Source organism: Botrimarina colliarenosi (assembly GCF_007859955.1).
Classification (GTDB): Bacteria; Planctomycetota; Planctomycetia; order Pirellulales; family Lacipirellulaceae; genus Botrimarina; species Botrimarina colliarenosi.
The window spans coordinates 490,399-510,287 of sequence record NZ_SJPR01000001.1; the positions used below are offsets into that span (position 1 = coordinate 490,399).

Annotated in this window: 13 protein-coding genes; 8 read left to right on the forward strand and 5 right to left on the reverse strand. The window is 62.3% G+C overall.

The features are described from left to right. Positions 1 to 11: 11 nt before the first annotated feature. From Pla108_RS01970 to Pla108_RS01990, 5 genes are read right to left on the reverse strand one after another with little or no spacing between them, the layout of a single operon-like run. Positions 12 to 1,319 carry a polysaccharide lyase 6 family protein gene (locus tag Pla108_RS01970; RefSeq protein ID WP_197526153.1) on the reverse strand — a complete coding sequence of 436 codons (1,308 nt, stop codon included), beginning with the start codon at positions 1,317 to 1,319 and terminating at the stop codon, positions 12 to 14. A gap of 59 nt (positions 1,320 to 1,378) precedes the next feature. Next, on the reverse strand, positions 1,379 to 3,130 hold the full coding sequence (locus Pla108_RS01975) for a divalent metal cation transporter (RefSeq protein WP_197526154.1): 1,752 nt from the start codon (positions 3,128 to 3,130) through the stop codon (positions 1,379 to 1,381). Positions 3,131 to 3,173: 43 nt separating this feature from the next. Then, the gene (locus Pla108_RS01980) at positions 3,174 to 3,926 is read right to left on the reverse strand and encodes an SDR family NAD(P)-dependent oxidoreductase (RefSeq protein ID WP_146442221.1); all 753 of its coding nucleotides are present in this window, start codon (positions 3,924 to 3,926) and stop codon (positions 3,174 to 3,176) included. Between the two features lie 52 nt (positions 3,927 to 3,978). Then, positions 3,979 to 4,884 (reverse strand): sugar phosphate isomerase/epimerase family protein, encoded by a 906-nt coding sequence (locus tag Pla108_RS01985; RefSeq protein WP_146442223.1) that lies wholly within the window; start codon positions 4,882 to 4,884, stop codon positions 3,979 to 3,981. Next, positions 4,881 to 7,694 carry a hypothetical protein gene (locus Pla108_RS01990; RefSeq protein ID WP_197526155.1) on the reverse strand — a complete coding sequence of 938 codons (2,814 nt, stop codon included), beginning with the start codon at positions 7,692 to 7,694 and terminating at the stop codon, positions 4,881 to 4,883. Before Pla108_RS01990 ends, Pla108_RS01985 begins: the two co-directional genes overlap by 4 nt. Before the next feature lie 523 nt (positions 7,695 to 8,217). On the opposite strand from Pla108_RS01990, the gene Pla108_RS01995 reads away from it, so the two are divergent. The 8 genes from Pla108_RS01995 to Pla108_RS02030 all read left to right on the forward strand — a co-directional run bounded on the left by Pla108_RS01995 (position 8,218) and on the right by Pla108_RS02030 (position 19,623). Next, a complete protein-coding gene (locus tag Pla108_RS01995; protein ID WP_146442230.1) occupies positions 8,218 to 9,384 on the forward strand; it encodes an AraC family transcriptional regulator in 1,167 nt (388 codons plus the stop codon). 354 nt (positions 9,385 to 9,738) lie between these two features. Then, a complete protein-coding gene (locus tag Pla108_RS02000) occupies positions 9,739 to 11,259 on the forward strand; it encodes a hypothetical protein (RefSeq protein ID WP_146442233.1) in 1,521 nt (506 codons plus the stop codon). Positions 11,260 to 11,626: 367 nt separating this feature from the next. After that, positions 11,627 to 12,625: a DUF1559 family PulG-like putative transporter gene (locus Pla108_RS02005; RefSeq protein WP_197526156.1), complete on the forward strand. Its 999-nt coding sequence runs from the start codon at positions 11,627 to 11,629 to the stop codon at positions 12,623 to 12,625. Between the two features lie 28 nt (positions 12,626 to 12,653). Further along, a complete protein-coding gene (locus tag Pla108_RS02010; protein ID WP_146442239.1) occupies positions 12,654 to 13,124 on the forward strand; it encodes a hypothetical protein in 471 nt (156 codons plus the stop codon). Positions 13,125 to 13,129: 5 nt separating this feature from the next. Then, entirely contained in the window at positions 13,130 to 15,406 is a 2,277-nt protein-coding gene (locus tag Pla108_RS02015) for a chondroitinase-B domain-containing protein (RefSeq protein ID WP_146442242.1), read from the forward strand. Positions 15,407 to 15,424: 18 nt separating this feature from the next. Next, positions 15,425 to 16,801, forward strand: a complete 1,377-nt coding sequence (locus tag Pla108_RS02020; RefSeq protein WP_146444402.1) for a Gfo/Idh/MocA family protein — start codon at positions 15,425 to 15,427, stop codon at positions 16,799 to 16,801. Between the two features lie 303 nt (positions 16,802 to 17,104). After that, the gene (locus tag Pla108_RS02025; RefSeq protein WP_231934335.1) at positions 17,105 to 18,334 is read left to right on the forward strand and encodes a mandelate racemase/muconate lactonizing enzyme family protein; all 1,230 of its coding nucleotides are present in this window, start codon (positions 17,105 to 17,107) and stop codon (positions 18,332 to 18,334) included. A gap of 41 nt (positions 18,335 to 18,375) precedes the next feature. Beyond that, positions 18,376 to 19,623 carry an alginate lyase family protein gene (locus Pla108_RS02030; RefSeq protein WP_146442248.1) on the forward strand — a complete coding sequence of 416 codons (1,248 nt, stop codon included), beginning with the start codon at positions 18,376 to 18,378 and terminating at the stop codon, positions 19,621 to 19,623. The last annotated feature ends 266 nt before the right edge of the window (positions 19,624 to 19,889 follow it).

Here is a 19,889-nt window from a genome sequence, read left to right on the forward strand (position 1 = left end):
GGCAGCAGCCATTACTCTGTCTGCTCGATTGAGTTCGGATTGAATCGCCAGGAAGCACCGACCTCGTCCCGGCCGATAGGAGTCGGCGCCCTCACGTCGCCTTCGCGAACCTCGACACCGGCCACCGGCGAAATGCCTAGTGAGTCTCCCAGGAAGTGATTGTTGTCCCATCGAATCCCTTCAAGGGAGCAGCGAGCCTCTACCACGGCGTACTCCTTGGCCACAATGACGTTGCCACGAATGATGGAACTAACGGGCGCGAGCGTCGCTTGGCGATCGTCTGAAAGCCCGATCAACAGCGAGTGTTCGCAATCGACCAATCGATTGTTCTCGATGACGGCTCGTTTAACTTGGAAGTAGCGGTTCGCAGGCGAATTTGGGATGCCCATCATCAGGGTGAGCGCCGACCGGGCGTCATCGCCGGTCAGATTCTCCATGTAGTTACCGCGGACGACGTGGTCTTCTCCGATGATGCGGATGCCCCCTGTGCCGCGAGCCTTGTTTCCGCGGAAGACGTTCTCTTCGACGAGACACCCGTTTCCGTGCCGCAACGTGAGCGTCCCACTGACCTCGAGAAAGGTGTTCTTTCGATAGGTGTTTCCGCAGGACTTGTTCGAGACGCACTCGGTCTCCCCGTTGCATTTCTCGAACAAGTTCTGCTCAACCACGCATTCGCCCAAGAGCATCGAGGTCTCGCTGTCGCCGATCCGGAGGGTCTCGCCGCCGTTCTTGCCAAGGCGCTCGCGCGGCCCGAAATAGTTGTGGTCGATCCGATGCCGGCCCTCACTCCCGTCGCCCAACCAAACGACGAACGTCGTCCCCTTGCCGCTGCGGCCCACCAGTGCGCAGTGATCGACGCGATGGCCCTCCCCGTAGAGGTTGACCCAGCGGCACTCTTGAGCGTTGTCGCCCGACTTGGTCGAAATGACCGCGCAGTCGGTCAGGCGGCAGTGAGAGGCGAGCTGCTTTGAATCCACGCGGAATTGAATCAGGTCGCTAATTTCCGACGCGGGGTCTCGGAACAGCAGCCCCGCAACAACAACGTGCTCGCCTCCTATGCGGAGCACGCTTGCGCCTGTCACGACGGTCTGACCCGGCGTAGCGGCCCGGACGGTGATTGGCGCCCCCTTCTTGCCCTGCCCCCTAACGACCAACTTCTGGTCGCGCCACTCGCCCGCGGCGAGGACGACCTCATCCCCGGGGCTCGCCGACGCGACAGCCTTCTTGAGTGACGGAGCGTCGTCGACTTGCCAAACCTTGGCGACCGCCTCTGAAGGCACACAGGCCGCCAGCAAGGCGGCGACGACGGCTAGCGCCATGGGACGTCGTTGATCGATTCGGATGGGACGTGTCATTGCAAATAACGATCGAGAAAACACTAGAGAGACGCGGTCGCAAAGGGTGCGGCTCCTGCGACTGCCGACGCCTGCGGAGGCTTATGAAAACACTGAACCACCAGCACCAGCGCGATGTAAGCCACGACAAACGCGACACCGACGATGCCCCCCTTTTCGACGATCGCCGAAACACCGGCGGCGGTGGCGGCGGTGGCGGCGATCGCCATGAGGACGTTCCACACGATACGGCTGGCGCCCGTCGGCGCCTCGGCGCCGAGCAGGCTCTTCTTGTTCATCATCACGAAGAAAGTGACGTAGGCGATCGGCAGCAGCATCGCGCCGTAGACGCCGGCGATCACCGTCAGCCAAGCGCGGGCGTCTCCCTCCCAAAGGAGGGGCCAAAAGGCGCCGACCGACGCGATCAAACAACCCAAGCGAAACACCCAACCCTCGGCGGGTCGGTCGAGCACTTCACACACGACGAAACCCGAGATCAGCATCATCAGCGAGATCGAAGAAATGGTCATCGCGACGACGCCCACGCCAAACACGATGTTCGCCATGAAGTGCCCCCCCGATCCGCCCGAGGGATCAAACAATCGGGCGAGCGACTTTGCGAGGTCGAACGTGTCGCGACGGACGAGGGTCGCCGCAATCCGCTCGTCGGCAGCGGTGAACGGTATGATCTGATTGGAGCCGCTCACTGTTGCGGCGGCTCTCTGCTCCAAGAGGGCATCGTACGGCTTCTGGAAATGGCGAGGGACCTCAACGCTGCCGTCCGCCGCAACGACCACCCCCTCGGGGAGCCTGCCGTGGAACTGCTGGGCCGCCGCGATCACGACACAACCGGTGGCTAGCACGAAAGGGATGAACGTTCCGGTCGCCAAGTCGAAGATCGTCATGCCACGGAACGCCTTGTCCCAGCCGCGGGTAAGCAGCGCGTAAGGGAGCAAGAACGTCATGTTGATGCCCACGGCCGCGGCGCCGGCGGCGAGCATCACGTCACGCTGCTCGCCAACGATCAGCTCGGTCCAATAGCGCCGAGCTTCGGGGTCGGCGATCCCCTCCAGCAGTGGCCGCAACGTCGCCACGGGCTCGTAGAGGTGCTTGAAGTTAGGGAGGAGTCCTGCAAAGACAGCTCCCCAATTGACGCCTTCGGGAGTCATCGCCATGCGGACCACGACGCCGATGAAGCAGACGACGATTAGTGCGACGACCCATTTGAGTATCGCATCGTAGAGCCGCACCCCCCAACTGCCGCTGCCGTAGCTCCAGGTGACTACGGTGCAAAGGACGAGCACGGCGCCGGAGACCACCCACCGGCCGAGCAAACTGTTGGAGGGCCCCGGGGCCAAGACGCCATCTCCCTGGAACACCGACGGGAAGAAGTTCTGTTCACAGACCGCAAAGCACAGCGAGTACTGTGGCAGCGACCAGACCATGTTGGCCATAAGCGTCGCAATCAGCCACGACCAGCCGAGCACAGGATTGATGTGACGGTTGATTGCGCGGAAGGGCCGTTCACCTGTGGAGAGCGTGACGTAAGCGATGGCGCTCATCATGACGACACCGATCGCCATCGCGAACGGCTGCAGCCAGAGCAGGCTGAAGCCACCGAGGATTCCCAGGTAGAGGCTGCTGCCCAGCGAACCTCCGCCGAGCGTCAACGCGCTTTGCAGCCACCCGGGGCCGGAAAGACGGGCATATGCCTTAAGGGTGGCGGCCACGCCGCGTCCTTGAGCGTCGATAAGCAATTGCCGGTCCGCATCGACCCGACTCGAATCTGCCGGCATGACCCGCTCCGCAAAGAAAAGCCAATGAAAAAAGGAATCGCTCTCAGCGCACGACTTGCATGGACATGCCGCCATCCACAACGACCATCTCGCCGGTCATGAAGTCGTTGGTCGCGAGTAAATGCACGACTTGCGCGACTTGTTCGGACGTCCCTTCGCGGTGGAGGGGGATTCGGTTGGCGAGATTGTGCTTCTGCTGATCGGACGTCATCTTCTCATGGAACCGCGTGCGGATGATGCCGGGGGCGACGCAGTTGACCCGCAGGTTATCCTCGGCCAAGTCGCGCGCCAGCATCCGCGTCATCTGCACGATCGCCCCCTTCACGACGCCGTAGGCCACCGCGCCCGGGCAACCCCGCACTCCGGCCACCGACGAAACCAGCAGGATCACCCCTTCCGGGTTCTTGCGGAGATGGGGCAGCGCGTGGCGGATCAGGTGGTAGGCGGCGTGGACATGAACGTCGAACGCGTTCATCCAATCCTCGGGTCGAACGGTCTCGATAGTCCCTGGGCAAGGACCTCCTGCGCTGTGGACGAGAACATCGATCCCGCCCAACAGCTCGGCCGTCTCCGCGACAAGGCGTTCGTTCTCATCGGGCTTCGCCACGTCGGCATAGACCGCTTCGGCTTGGACGCCCAGCGCGCGGAGTTGCGAGAGCGTCTCGCGCGATGTGGCGTCTTCCGCCCGGCTGTTGACGACGACGTTGGCTCCGCCGCGGGCGAAGTCTAGCGCGATCGCGGCGCCGATGCCACGCGTTCCGCCGGTGACGAGGGCGCGTTTTCCTATGAGGTCCATCTTTCCTCGCAGTCAGGCAGTTCGATAGTTGGTGAGGAATCCGCGGGGGGCCCTATTGGTCCAGCCATTTGCAGAGCGTCTTATAGTCCCGGTCGAGCGCAGCGAGGTTCTCCTGCGTCTTCCCCTCCCCGACGTACTCCACGTGCAGCGACACGGGGCACTCGATCCCCGATTGGCGGTGCATCCTGAAGAATTTCTTATCAACGCGGCCGTCGCCGAGCGGCACGTGCTGCGTCTTATTGCCCGCCCATTCGAAGTCTTTGGCGAATACGGCGCCGAGGCTTGGCTTGATCACGTCGTACTCAAGCGGCCAGGAGAGGCCCCCCTCAATCATCGCGTGGCGGATGTCGAAGGCCACGCCGATCTGCTCGACAGGGATGCCGTCCAGCAGATAGTGGAGGTCCCAGATCGGAGCGCCGACGAAGTCCGCGCCGGAGTGGTTCTGGTAAACCGCCGTTAAACCTAGTTCTTTATTGAACGCCGCCAGCTCGCGCAACTGGGGACGGATCTCGTTGAGCTGGTCTATCACGCCCCGCTGGGGGTCGTAACGGTAGAAGCCCATCCGGTACTTCTTAACGCCCAGCGCCGCGCCGGTGCGGAGAACATCTTCGGTGTAAGGGTCTTCCAGCCGCACGACATCGGTCGTCATGATCGTAAGGTCGAGCCCGTGTTTGCGGAGCGCTTCGAGCTGGCGAGGGAGGTCTTCCTTGACGCGTTCGGGAAGCACATGCCCTTTAGCACGAACGGTCGATTCGATCCCGTCGAAGCCAATCTCGGCGACCCGGGCCGCCATCTCGTCGTAACTGAGCGACTGGATGAACTTGATGAAGGCGCAGATTTCGGGACGAGTGGGCTCGGATTGACTCTGGCCGAAGGCCGGCAATGCGACCGACGCGCCGGTGGCGGCAGCCGCGGCGAGGAACGCGCGGCGATCGAGTCGTTGGTGCGGAGTCGTCATGAGAGAACCTTGTGAGAGGGACAACGGAAGTCAACCCGCAAGGCGCAGCCTGAGGGCCGTCGCGCGACGGCGGCGAGCAGCATCGTTGCGAAGAACTGGATTGCGAGCGGTTCGGGAACACCGCGGGCCGGTCCGGCGCTGGCGGCGGTAGTGCCGTAGGACGCGGCCCAGAGGGCGTAGTCGGCCGGATCGACCGAGCCGCTTCCGTCGCCGTCGGCCGCGAGGTTGGTTGTCGAACCGAGGGCGTCTCGCCAAACGGTGTAGTCGGCGACGTCGACGACGCCGTCACCGTTGTAGTCGCCAGCCAACACGACTATCGCTTCTATCGATTGCGCTGTCTGATACAGCCGCCACGTTAGTGCGCCGCCAAGTTGAGGTACGAACGTCGTCGCAAATGAGCCGTCAAGTTGTCCGGCGACGTCGAGAAGCGTGAACGCGTCGCCTAGCGACGCTACATAGCCTTCATTCATGACCAGCTGCACGGCGCCATCGATTAGGGCGTCGCCGCCGATCGATAATTCACCGGCCCCGTTGGCGCCGACATGGATCGTCAGCAGACCTTCCGGCGATTGAGCGTAATCGCTGACGACCACCAGTCGGCCACCAGCCGTCACCGTGAGAGCGCCGCCTGTCGGTCCACCGACGATCAACTCGCCGACGGCGCCGATGTCGGATGCGACGATCGCCTCACCGCTGTCAATCACGACGCTTGCCGCTGTCGCGTCGCCGATCGCCTTGGCGACGGTCGTCGAGTAGAGAGCCCAGTCCACGGCGGTGTCGTTGCTTACTTGGACATTGATCGAACCCGATTGGAGCTGATCGGTGTAGGCGCCCAGATCGACGACTCCGACATGCGCGTCACTTGGGTTGACGGCCGCTTGCCAGCCCAGCTGGTCAAACGTCAGCTTGTGTGCGGTGGTCAGGTCGAACAGCCGCAAAAAGTCGTCGGTGGCCGCGCCGCCCGACTGTTTCAGAGCGATCGCGAGACTGCCGTGGACGACGCGTTCACCTGAATCGAGCTGGTGTTGGAAAGTGAAGGCGACGTTACGGTTACCCGACACGTCGTCGAAGCCCGTAATCGGGGCCATGGAGGTTGACTCGATCGCTGCGCGCCAGTTGGGATCGACCGGCGCCGCATCGACACTCGTGGGCCCATCGTTCGTGAAATCGTCGATATCGCCTATCAGGTAGTCTCGGTTCTCGATTCGATAAACGCCCGGCGTGAGCCGCTCGCCCCAAGCGTCGGCATTTGTCCAGACGTCGGCGCCGCCAAGCCAGTGAAAGGAGGTCACGTCCTTGGCGTCCTCGAGCTGCGCTTCGTAGAGGCTATCGACGTCGACCGGTGCGTTGTGAGAATCGACATACCCGGGCGGTTGTGGACCGAAGGTCTGGTCATCGATCAGCGCGCCCGTCGAGCCGACCAGCCAATTCTGGGCGGTAGGTGGATTCTGGACGATGAAGCTTTCGGCCGTCGAGTTCCAGATCACCATGTTGGCGCCCGCCCACCCGTGACCCGTGCCGAAGTTGCCGCGGTTGCGGGCGTTGATCTGGTCGCCATCGATCGTGATGTTGTCGAAGAGCGTCCCCGTGGCCCAGCGCTGGTGCGGCCCCGCCTCGTCGAGGGCGTTGTTTGCTATCGAGTTGTGGAACACGTGCGGGCCGGCAGGTCGGGAGCTGTTGTTGACAAAGTCGTGGCGGCCCTCGTTGGCCACGGAGTCCGTGACTAACTCCAACTGGCCGCTGAGGTCGAAGGTGTAACGACGCTCACCGGTGATCAGGCTTTTGGGGGTCTCGTTGATCGCGTTTTCGACCGTCACCCATTTCGCGCCGGGATTGCTTTGGACGGCGGATCCAGAGAAGTTGGCCGATGCCGTGCCCCGCACCCAGACGTTCTGGGCTTTATCGATCGTGACAAAGTCGGTTGCGTGGGCCTCGTCAGTCGCCGAGGCGAACATGGACTCGCCCCGCAGGTTCTCGACGCCCACGTTCTCGATGCGGCCGGCCCAGTCGTATTTCTTGATCGTCCCGCCGCCGTACTGCAGTTCGAAGGAGTTGGTGAGCGGCGCGTCAACGAAGACCCGGTCACCTTCGATCCGCGTGATGATTCGGTCGTAGCGCAGATTGAACGACCCCGGCGCCCACTGGACGACGGTCCCGCCGTCGGATCGAGGCGGGATCGTGTCCATCCCCAGGTCGCTAATCCAGTTGGCAGGGCTGGGACGCTCGACCCGCACGGTGTCGCCAACGGCGAATCCCGCCGTAGAATTGACACGGAAACTGCGCGATCCCACAGGGACCACCTTGTCAATCATGTTACGTGTCGAACCCGTTGTCGACTGCGATCCGGCGCCGGCAATCTGAATCAACTCGCGTTGAGTCGTCCCGGTCGCCACGAGTAGCGTCCCGCCTGCGTCGCGGCCGGCGCCACGCAAGACGATTCCGCTGGCGTTAATCTTGAGCTGGCCGCTGATCTCATAGGTCCCCGGACCGAGCATCACCGCGCCACGAAATCCGTCGGAACCCAGCGGCAGAGCGGCCACTTGATTGATGGCGGCTTGGATCGACGCGGTGTCGTCGCCGGCGATCGGATCGATCGCGATCATCGTCGGTACGTTTGGCAGCAGGGCGCGGCCGCCTCGGTAGCCGACGTCTGAGAAATCGGGGATGCGGTCCCCCTGAGCGTCGGGCGCGTAGACGAGGCGGCCCGTTGTCCCGCGGTAGACCCACTGGCTTTCGACTGCCCAAGCGGCGGGCAAGAGGCTCACAACGGCGAGCATCGGCGCGACCAGGCGTAGCCAACGGATATGCAAAACGGCGATGCCCGTCAGAAGCGGCGTGACTAGTGGGCTAGGGGTCGTCCGGGAGGAGGGCCCGAGCGGCCGATCGCCAGATGGCGCACACCTAAGAAAAGTTGAGAACGAGCCCCGCACCCCAGGCCAATGGGCCTGAGTTGGACGGCGACACGAGTGTCTGAATGCTACTCGCCGGAAAAGGTCGCAGTAATCCGTTTTTCAGGAATCGGGTTCGGATTTTTGGCGCCAATTGAGCTCCTGACCGCTTATCCTATCGCGAGTTAAATCACTATTCCTACCGATCGCTAGCTCAACAATCGCATGTGATCGCCGGTAATGTCTAAACGAATCGCCGCTCGGGAACTGCAGGGAACAGTTCTGTCGGAACATTGAGGTTGACCCTGGATTTGTTGGAATCACCGAGTTTGGTACCGTTATTTTGAGGTACTGCGACCAGCTAATCGATGAAATCGCACGCGTCGTCAAGTCCCTCGGTGGCCTCGGTCGCTAGCTCTTCTCCCCCTCATCAACCGACCCATCCATGCGGAAGATCCCGCATATCGCGCTGTTGATTGAAACTTCCCGCGAATATGGGAGGGGCCTTCTGCGTGGCGTCGCACGCTACCAGCAGGAGCACGGACCGTGGTCGATCTTCTTCGAACCTCACGGGCTGGACGACCCACCGCCCGAGTGGCTCCGCGACTGGGACGGGGATGGCATACTGGCCCGTGTCAACAGCGGGAGAATGGCGAACACGATTCTGGAAACCGGTCTTCCGGCTGTCGATGTCCGCGGCGCACTGCCCGGGCTCGGGCTCCCCTTCATCGGGGTCGATAACCGCCCGATCGCCCACTTGGCATTCCAGCACCTCGTCGATTGCGGGTTGAGAAACTTCGCCTTTTGCGGCACGCCGCGTGGGGAGAACCCCAATCAAGACCTGCGTTGCCAATACTTCGTCGAACTCGTCCAATCGGAAGGAAGCGAATGCTTCACGTGGCTCGGCAGCAACACCCATCCCACAACGACCACGTGGGAAGAGCAGCAGCAGCAGATCGCCTCTTGGCTCAGGACATTGCCGAATCCAGTCGGGATCATGACTTGCCACGACGATCGCGGCCAACAGGTGCTCGATGCCTGCCGCCGGGCCGAGTTGGTTGTCCCCGACGAGGTGGCGGTGGTGAGCGTTGATAACGACCCCTACCTCTGCAACCTCTGCACGCCGCCGCTCAGCAGCATCGACGTGAATCCCAGTCGGATCGGGTATGAATCCGCCGCCCTCTTGGCAAAGTTGATTAGTGGCGAGAAGCCGAAGCTATCGACTGTGTTGCTGGGGCCCCCCCGGGGAATTGCCGCTCGGCGATCAACCGACACGCTCGCCATCGACGACCTGGAGGTAGCGGCCGCGATTCGATTCATCCGTGAACATGCGGTCGAAGGAATCCGGGTCAGCGATGTGATTGCCCGCGCGGACCGATCGCCGAGCACGCTCGAGCGTCGGGTTAAATCGATCCTCGGCCGCACGATCAAGGCGGAAATCACAAGGGTGCGCCTTGCGCGGGCCAAATTACTGCTCAGCGAGACCGAGCTCTCGATCGCGAAAATCGCCGCCCGCACTGGATTCGCTGAGGCAAAGTACTTTTGCGAGGTGTTCCGTAAGCACGAATCAACGACGCCCACCGAGTTTCGGCATCGATTCCGAGAAGAGTAGCCCGATGCGCAGGTTGTTCCCAACCAACGCCGAAAGCCGTGCTGGAAGCGCTAAATCACGGCTCATCGCGCTCCGCTGTCCGGAACGCCGAATTATTGGAGTGCTAATCCGACTTATTGGATGGGAGCATTCGGGATTCTTCGCTAGTTTGAACCAGTCGATTATGGCTATTCGCGCCCGACGGCGAGTTGCCTGCCCTCCTCCAATTTCTTGTTGTCGAGTCCTCGTCTTTTCACTCTGTACTCGGGCCGGCGAACCGCCGACGAAGCGCGAGACAGCCGATGTGTCGCGTTCTGTGCGTGGTTTCGCCGCCTTGATCCTCATCTGTCTATCCCGCTTCACTGGAACTAGCCCATGTCTCATCCTTTGGCCAGTGGTCGTCGTTGGACACAGTTTTTAGTTGTCGCCGCGACGGCAGGGTTGCTCGCGGGGCAGTCGCCTAGCTTGGCGGTTGTCGTCATCCGCGATGGCTTCGGCGACGCCGACATCAACAACAACGGCGTTCCCTTCGAGAACGTCGATACCGATATTGGTGGAACGCCGCCCCTGGGGAGCCCCAACACCTGGGTCCCAGCACGGTTGAGGGACGCCAACGGCGACGGCCCCGCCAATGCCGAAGTGACTACCGTCCTCGACGCCTCGGACACGGGGATCCGCTGGCTCCAGACGCGTGGCTTCACTAGCGGCACCTCGACAACGCCTGGAACAGGCGGCCCGAAGCCGAAAATGCGGATCGTCGATGACGCGACGGGCGCCATGCAAGAGACGATGGCCAGCGGCCTCAACATCCCCGCCATCAACGACGGCTACGCGATGTCGTGGGAGTCAAGCGGCGGAGGCAGCACTGCGTCGGGCTTCTTCGATCGCCGGATCCATCTCGGCCCGCAAGTGGGGGATGAGGTGAAAGTAAGTTTCGACTTCCGCATCTGGCGTGACGCCCCCAACGCGAACAACATGCTCGTGCCGTTACTCGGTGAGCTGCGATTCGGACTCTTCCAAGACACCGACAATCAGCTTGGGATGACCAACCCGTTCGCGGGACGTCAGGTCGATGAAAATGGACTCCCGATCACAGGTTTGAAACCGGCTGTCTGGGGCCAAGATGAAGGCATGTTTGAGGGATCGTTGACAGGCCAACACGGACCCGGCGACGACATCGGCACCAACGGGGACTACGGCTGGACGGCGGGCATCGAGATGAGCGACACCGTAAATAACAACGGCGGCAGCTCGCGCATCCGTGAGGAGCTGCAAGCCGACCGCATCCTCCAGGGCGGCGACACGCACACTATCGCCGCCCCGAACAACCTGAACCCCGACCCCTTCGGCGTCCCGGAGTTTGACTTCGTCACCCTCAGCAACGCGAAGGTCTACAACATCTCGCTGTCGCTGGTCCGCGCCACGGAAGTTAACCCCGGTGATACGATCACGGCGACGCTGACGGTGTTCGACGCAGCGACCCAGCAGTCATGGAGTCTCAGCGGCACCGAGACCCTCGCCGACCACACCAGCGGAGGCGTGCCGATCGCGGGCACCGGTGGCGTACAGAGCGATTCGTGGGATTACTTCGCCCTCCGCAATGCCACCTCCGGGGCAAGCGAGTTCGATTTCTTGCTCGACAACTTCCTGGTGGAAGTGAATGGCAGCAACGCGGGTCTTCCCGGCGACTACAACGGTGACAACGTGGTGGACGCGGCCGACTACACCGTCTGGCGTGACGGCGGTTCGCCCGACAGCGGACCGGCCGGCTACACCTTGTGGGCCAACAACTACGGCGCGACGCTTCCGGCTTCGACGTCGGCAGCGATCCCCGAGCCTAGCGCGATAAGTCTGGTCGTCGCTGGCCTGGCCGCCGCGATCAGGTCGCGCCGCTAGTCGTGGCAGCTCGCCGACCGAAAGGAGGTTCGAAGGAGGTTGCCGGCGACGATCGCCGAATCTACGGCGAGCCGGTAGGCGGCTTAGAGTCAGCTGGTCGAACGGGCGGCAGGTCGAATGGGCGGCAGGACGCCTGCGCCCAAAGGCGTTGTCGATAGGGTTTGTTGATCGAGCTGGGGTGGAGGTCCGTTGAGGCGTCAATCGGCCGCTGCAATCCGATTGGCCCTCGACCGACCTAAGGCGCCGCCCGTTTAGCGATCAGATATCTCACTGCGTACGAGCGTGGCTCGTCCCATCCAAACCGCGTAAGGTTCAAGTGATGTCAGCAGCAAGTCGAAATGGCAGAGATCGTGGCAAGGGATTGCCGATGCGCGTCAGGGGCTTCACCCTCGTCGAGCTGCTGGTCGTGATTGCGATAATCGGCATCCTGGTGGCGCTGCTGTTGCCGGCCGTCCAGGCAGCGCGGGAGGCGGCGCGGCGGATGGCGTGCAGCAACAACATCAAGAACGTCGCGCTGGCGGTTCTCAATTACGAGGACACCAACGGCTTCCTGCCCGTCGCCCGACGATTCCCCGACGGGTCGAGCTGGACCTATATCGCCCAGCAGTTGGTAAACAAGCCGGTGAATTTCTCGGGCACCAGCGGGTTCGTACTTTTGCTCCCGTACATTGAAGAGCAGGCTCTCTTCGACGGGCTACAGATCGACGAAATGGGCGGCCTCTGGCCTTCGACGGTAAAGTTCCCCAGCGGGGTGCCTTGGCGGACGCCTGAACGCGAACGCCTCCTGGCACAGCGACCCGCGCCCTACGTCTGTCCGTCGGCGACCGCGCTGCCCTCGTCGGAAGACCCGTCGTGGACGAGTTGGAGCATCAAGCCGGCAACGGGGACGTATGCCTTCTCTGGGGGGCATCGCGGCCCAACGGGCCCAAGTGTCAACTACTGCCGGACCAAGCACCGCGCCTCGGGAGCTCACCGCTACTGGGAGCCCGTCGAGCTGCGACACGTCACCGACGGGACATCAAAGACGTTCTCCATTGGCGAAGTCGTGGACGCTCATTTAGTGGATGGCTCTAACGTCTGGGCCTACACCAATCGTTGGGCCGATGGTTTCCGGGTGACCGCGGCGCCACTCAACACGCCTCCCGGTGTTTTGGGGTTCGTAATCCCCCCCGACCAAGCGAGGCTGAACGGCGCCTTCGCCAGTCGGCACCCGGGCGGCGCCCATTTCTCCTACCTCGACGGGCACATCGAATTCGTGCTCGATACGGTCGATCTCGATGTCTACCAGAACGAATCGACAATCGCGGGGACACCCGTTGAACACGACGCCGCCGACAACGCTTGGTGTGTGGCCAATGGCGGTTGAACTAGTGATGCCTCTAGGGAGAGCACCCATGGCACAGAAACCGAGTTGGTCGGTCAGCTCGCACCGACCGTGGCGTAATCTCGCTGGCAAGCTCGGCTTCGTCATCGTCGCCGGCTGTGTGGCGGCGGCGGGCTGCGGCGACGGCCGCCCCAAGCGTGTGCCAGTAGCGGGTGTCGTATTGATCGACGGCAAGCCGCTCCCTAGCGGCGAGATCATGTTTGTCCCCAAAGGGACGCGTCCCTCGTCGTCCGAGATCGACTCGGAGGGACGCTTCAATCTCCGTTGCTTCGACGGGGCGGATGGGGCTGTGCTTGGGACACACCGCATCCAGGTCTTCTCTTGCGACCGCACCGCCACTAGGGCGACCTGGCACGCGCCGAAGAGTTACACCGACTTCCGCACCTCGGGCCTGACGCACGAATTATCCGGCCCCGACAACAACGTCGTGATCAACCTGACGTGGGGCGGCAAGTCGCCTAAGAGCGAGAGCAAGAACTGACGCTGATGCGCGCACGCCGAATTATCGCCGCCTCGTTTGCGAACTTTGCCGCGGTCGCGCTGCAGTTTGCTTGCGTCTTGTCGATGCCCGTTGGTGCCGCCGAGTTCCTCGTCAACAGCGCCGCCCAAATCACCACCGCCATGCAAGCAGCGCAGCCGGGCGACACCGTGGTCATGACCGACGGCATCTGGACGAACCAGCGAATCAGCTTTGCCGGAGCGGGCGCCAGCGGCGCACCGATCACGCTCCGGCCGCAAACGCCCGGCGGGGTGACGCTCAACGGTGATTCGACCCTGAGCATCTCGGGCGACTGGCTGGTGGCAGACGGGCTGAACTTCGAGGGGGGCGCACTGGCGTCGGGCAATATCGTCGAGTTCCGCGGCTCAAGGGGCGCCGCCACCAACTCGCGGCTCACCAACTCGGCGATCGTCAACTACAACCCCGCAAGCATCGACACGCGGTACTTCTGGGTGTCGCTGTACGGCGCCTCCAACCGCGTCGATCACAACTATTTCAGCGGCCAGAGCCACTCGGGCGTCACGGTCACCGTATGGCGCGACACGGCCGCGGCGGACAATCACCAGATCGACAACAATTACTTCGGCGACCGGCCCGTCGGCAACGGCAACGGCTTCGAGACGATCCGCATCGGCGATAGCAGCCAGTCGCTGAGTGATTCTTTCACGGTCGTCGAGAACAATGTGTTCGAGCGCACCAATGGAGAGATCGAGACCATCTCCAACAAGTCGGGCTCTAACATCTTCCGCTACAACACCTTCCGCGACGTAGCCGGGACGCTCACGCTGCGGCACGGGAATAACTCCCTCGTTGAGGGCAACTTCTTCCTGGGGGGAGGCGTTTCGGGGAGCGGCGGCGTGCGGGTGATCGGTGAGGGACAGACCATCGTCAACAACTACTTCAACGACCTGGACGGGCGTAGCGGGGGGGCTATCTCGATCTCGGCGGGCGTCCCTAACTCGGCGCTGAACGCGTACTACCAAGTCAAGAATTCCGTCATCGCGCATAACACGATCATCGATGTCAACGCCGCGGCCATCACCTTCGATGACGGCCTGGGGAGCAGCGGCCGCACGCTGCTGGCCGAGAACGTCACCATCGCCAACAACTTGATCTGGAGCACCCAAGACCCGCTATTCGAGGGTAACCAGGGCGCCGGTTGGAACTGGGAAGGTAACATCGCCTACGGGCAGTCACTGGGACCCGTCGCGGGCAACCCCGGTGTCACGGTAGCCAACCCGATGCTCGCTTTGGGCTCCGACGGGCTCTACCGGCCGATGGCGTCGAGCCCTTCGATCGACGCCGCCGCGCCCGGATATTCGAGCCTGATCACCACCGACATGGACGGCCAGCCGCGCGTCGGACTGTACGATGTAGGGGCAGACGAGTTCTCGACCGCGACGATCGTCCGCAAACCGCTCACCAAGACGGATGTTGGGCCGAGCTGGCTGGGAGGGAACGTCACGCCGCCCGGTGGGGGCAGTCGCTGCGGGCTGACCGGGTGCGCTCTGCAGGCGGAGCGTTACGCGTCGATTCTCGACCCCGACGGCGACGGCGCCGTCTGGACCGTCGCGACGGTCGCCGAGGCCCTTGGGGGCGCGGTGCTCCGCGCGCCCGACGGCGACCGAGTCGATCTCCCCACGAAGCTGCACGACACGATTGCCACTTACGACCTGGAGTTCCTGACGCCCGGCGTCTACACGGCGTACTACCGGGGCCGTGGTTTCGGCGGCTCTTCGGACAGCTTCTACGCGCCGACCGGTTTTGGCGTCGATCCGACGCAGAACAAGTCGCTCACCGCCAATGGCCTTTTCGATTGGACCAAAGACGCCACGACCTTCACGATCACTGCCTCCAATATCGGCGTGCCGCTCGAGTTGCGGCTGGCGATGCGGGAGCAGATGGCCGAGCTCGATGCGCTGGTGCTGAGCCTGGATAGCGCGCTCACCGACGCCGAGCTCGACCAGCTCTTCGCTGTTGTCGTGGGCGATTACAACGGTGACGGCCTCGTGGACGCCGCCGACTACTCGGTGTGGCGCGACTCGCTGGGACAATCGGGCGTCGGTATTGCCGCGGACGGCGACGGTAATGGCGTCGTCGATTCTTCGGACTACACCGTTTGGAGCAGCGCCTACGCATCGGCTGTGATGTCGCCATCTCATGGCGTGTCCTCGCCGGAGCCAACGGCAATGGCATTGGGTGCGTTGTCGATTACTGCCGTTTCGCTTCGGCGTTACAGAACCCTAGATTCCAAGACATTGTGACTGGGAAGGAACTTCGCGATGACCAAACCCACTACCGACGCAACCGCTCACCTGACACGGCGTGGGTTCCTGCGCACCTCAGCAACTGCTGCGGCAGTGGCGGCGCCCTACTTCGTTCCTTCATCGGTCTTTGGCGAGACGGCGCCCAGCAACCGGATCACGGTCGCATTCATCGGGACGGGCAATCAGGGTTTCCTCGATCTGACACTCTTTATGGCACAGCCCGATTGCCAGGTGGTCGCCGTCTGCGACGTGAACAAAGGGAGCGATAACTACAAGGAACCCTCGGACGTACGGGGTCGCGAACCGGCCAAGGCGCTCGTGGAAAGCACGTATGCAAAGCGGTCGGGTTCAGGGAAGTTTAAAGGTTGCGACACCTTCAACGACTTCCGCGAAGTCTTGGCCCGGAAGGACGTCGATGCGGTCGTCATCGTTTCGCCCGACCATTGGCACGACGTTATGGCGATCGCCGCCGCCAAGGCGGGCAAGGACATCTACGGCGAAAAGCCGCTAGGACTGACGATTGCCGGCCAGCAAGCGATGATCAAAGCCGTCAGGGACAAACGCTGTGTCTTCCAGACGGGCTCACACGAGCGGTCGAACCCGTACGTCAAAGCCGCCTGCGACTTGGTCCAGAGCGGCGCCATCGGCAAAGTGCGGCGGGTCGTCTGTAACATCGGTCGGCAGAACAAACTGGGCCCCGGCCCAGGGTGGGAGCCGACGCCCATCCCGAGCGGATTCGACTACGACATGTGGCTCGGTCCAGCGCCGGAAGCGCCCTACCACAAGGATCGTTGTCTGTACAATTTCCGCTTCATCGACGACTACGCGGGCGGTCAGACTGCGAACTTCGGCGCCCACTCGATCGACATCGCCCAATGGGGTCTGGGAACGAGCCTCACCGGCCCTAAGGAAGTCGAGTACGTCTATGCCGACTATCTGCCGGAGGGGAGCCTTTTCAACGCAGCAACGTTCCTCAACTTCCGCTGCAAGTATGAGAACGGCACGGTACTCGACTGTGTCACCGCCGAACCCTCAGTCCGTACCGCTTTCTACGGCGACGACGGCATCGTGAGCATCGACAACCAGGGACAGAACGCGTTAGTCATCCCACGGAAACTGACGCCGGAGAAGCTTCAAAAACGGGTGAAGTACCACTCTGGCGGGGATCACGTCCGCAATTTCCTCGACTGCGTTAAGTCACGGGAAGAACCCGTCGCGCCGATCGAGGTCGGGCACCGGAGTGCCTCGATCTGCCACCTCGGCAACATCTCGCTCAAGCTCCAGACCAAGCTCAAGTGGAACCCGGAGGTGGAACGCTTCGAGGGTGGCCGCAGCGATGAAGCGAACAAACTGCTTAGCCGCGAGCAACGTTCTCCGTGGAAGATCTCTTGAGAAAGCCGCTGCAACGACGTCGATTTCGCCCCGCCTACCGCTGCTCTGAGTATCGAATTGTCTGCTTTCCATTGGCATCAAAAAACACGACCTCAGCCGCGAGGGCTGGCGGGGGTAACTGCGCGGAAGTCGACTGATGTTCGGGTCGTCGCGGTCGAGTTGTATTTTTTGCCGTTGGACACCCGAGTGCCGCTAAAATTTGGCGCCGAGATACTGACCTCGGTTACGTGCGCTCGGGTCAAGATTACGGTTCAAGATGCCGCCGGCCGAACCGCAACGGGGTGGGGTGAAACACCGTTGAGCGTGCAGTGGGTCTGGCCCTCGATGTCGGCGTTCGAGGTACGGCACACGCGTCTGCGCCGGTTCTGTGAGCGGCTCGCCCGCCGTTGGTCCGATTTTGATATGGCGGGGCATCCCCTTGAGATCGGAGAAGCTTTTCAGCAAGAGGTCCTTGAGGCCGAGTCCGAGCAAGAGTACAGAGAGCACCCTTCCGAGGATCAGCTTCCTCTCCTCGCGACGCTAGTTTGTTGCTCGCCGTTCGACATTGCGCTCTATGACGCGTATGGGCGACTGCATGGGAAGTCGGTCTTCGAGATGCTCAACCGCGACTACATGAACCGCGACCTCTCGGCTTACCTCGAGGCGGACGCCGACGTCGATGTCGATTTTCACGGGCAGTTCCCTAGCGACTATCTCGTCCACGATCGTCCTCAGTCGTTGGTGGCGTGGCACCTGGTCGGCGGGCTCGATCCAATCTCCGAAGCAGAATTAACCGGAGACGAGCCGGTTGATGGCCATCCTGTCCTGCTCGGTGATTGGATCGCACGCGACGGTTTACAGTGCCTGAAGGTCAAACTCCGCGGCACCGATGCGGCCTGGGACTACGATCGTTTGGTGAGCGTCGGTCGAGTCGCCCAGGCGACGGGGGTCCAGCAGTTGACCGCCGATTTTAATTGCACCGTGATGGACCCGGCGTACGTGGTCGCCATCCTCGATCGGTTAGCGGCGGAAGAGCCCGCTATCTACGATAGTATCCTCTATATCGAGCAGCCGTTCCCCTACGACCTCGAGGAGTACCGGATTGACGTGCGCGAGGTTTCACGGAGGAAGTTGCTGCTGCTGGACGAGAGCGCACACAACTGGCAGCTCGTCCGGCTGGGTCGTTCGCTCGGTTGGTCCGGCGTCGCCTTGAAGACCTGCAAGACACTAACCGGCGCCCTACTTTCCCTCTGCTGGGCGAAGGCGCACGGCATGGCGGTCATGGTCCAGGACCTGACCAACCCGATGATTGCACAGGCGCCGCACGTGCTGCTTGCCGCGCACTGCGGGACGCTGATGGGGGTCGAGACCAACGCGATGCAGTTCTATCCAAGCGCTTCGGACCTTGAGGCCAAAGTGCACCCCGGACTCTACCGTCGCCGCGACGGTTGTATCGACCTCTCCTCATTGCGTGGATCGGGATTCGGTTATCGCATTGAAGAAGTGCACCGCCCCTTGCCCGTAGCGGCGGCGCGATACGGCGTAGCCGAATAGCCGCTCCGTCTCGCGTTCGCTAAACTCCATTGAAGAATCGGATGCTACCCTCTCGTCTGTACTGCTATGTCTGCCGACTCGCAGTGGTCGTCGCGTCGATCGGCGGTCTCAACCGCTACGCATCGACTGCGGAAGCAGACACTCTAAAGACTCTCTATTGGGAGGCGTCGCAACTCGAATCGGTTAGGAGGGCGCCGGACGAGCAAGGCGGCGCGGTTCGGCAGGCGCTGAAGGATTTGCGAAAAGCGGCCGACGACTCGCTCAACAGCAGTCCGTTCTCCGTCGTCGACAAATCGATCACGCCACCGAGTGGCGATAAGCACGACTACCTGAGCTACAGCCGCTACTGGTGGCCCAATCCGAAGACAGTCAATGGTCTCCCTTACGTCCGCCGCGACGGACAGGTCAACCACGCTCTCCTAGAGAAAGGAGATCGCGTGGCAATCGGTCGCTTCTGCGACGACTTCGAGACTCTCGCAATCGCCGCGTACGTATTCGGTGACGATCGGTACTCAAAGCGAGCAGCCGAGTTGCTCCGGACGTGGTTCCTTGACGCCAAGACGCGGATGAACCCGAATCTCAATTTCTCACAAGGAGTGCCCGGCGTCGCCGATGGCAGAGCGCCGGGTGTCCTCGACACAAGGCATTTCATTCGCGTGCTTGACGGGGTCGCGCTGCTCGACTCCCGAGGCGAGTTGACTGAAGGTGAGCTTTCCGAGCTCAGAACGTGGTTCTCTGAGTTCCTCAATTGGCTATTGACGAGCGAACTTGGTCAGAACGAACGGCGCGCCGCCAATAACCATGGGGCGTGGTTCGCGGCACAGGCCGGTCGAATCGCGTTGTTCATCGGAGAAACCGAAGTCGCTCGCTCGTTGGTCGCCGAGACGCGGGACCAGCGGATCGCGTCAAGCATCGCGGCAGACGGGAGCCAGCCGGAAGAATTGGAGAGAACCAATTCGCTTCACTATTCCCTGTTCAGCCTCTCGGCGATGGCGGTGTTGGCGCGTCTTGGAGAAGAGGTGGACATCGACCTGTGGCGGTACGAGGCGCCCACGGGGGCCAGCCTCGCCCGAGCGCTCAACTATGCCGCCCCTTTCGTGGCCGAGCAGGACAAATGGCGCCAAACCAACATCGATCGATTTGAGATGTCAGACCAGCAGTCTCAGCTGTTCTACTTGGCCGCCAGCCGGCTCGCCGACCGACGCTACCTGGACTACCTCCACCGATCGCCAAAGCGTTACCACGGCCGCCACTTCACACCGCTGCTCTTCCTGGAATCGAATCGGTAATCGAGGGGTTGCGGAAGGGTGACATCGAGCCGAATCGGTAAGATCGTTTGACGCCTGTCACCAGCTTGTGCATACGGAAATGCTCCCCCTTCCGCCTTCGAGTTGTTTGTGATTCACGGTTGCGACGGCTGAAGTAGGTTGCCTCACTCTCAGCGAGTTTGGCCGCTCGCCGAACTGCACACTTGGCCCGCCGGCGGACTAATCTGGAGCCATCTGTGCAGCTAGCGTAGGCTGCCGATCCTACCACCGAGCGACAGGAGGTCCTG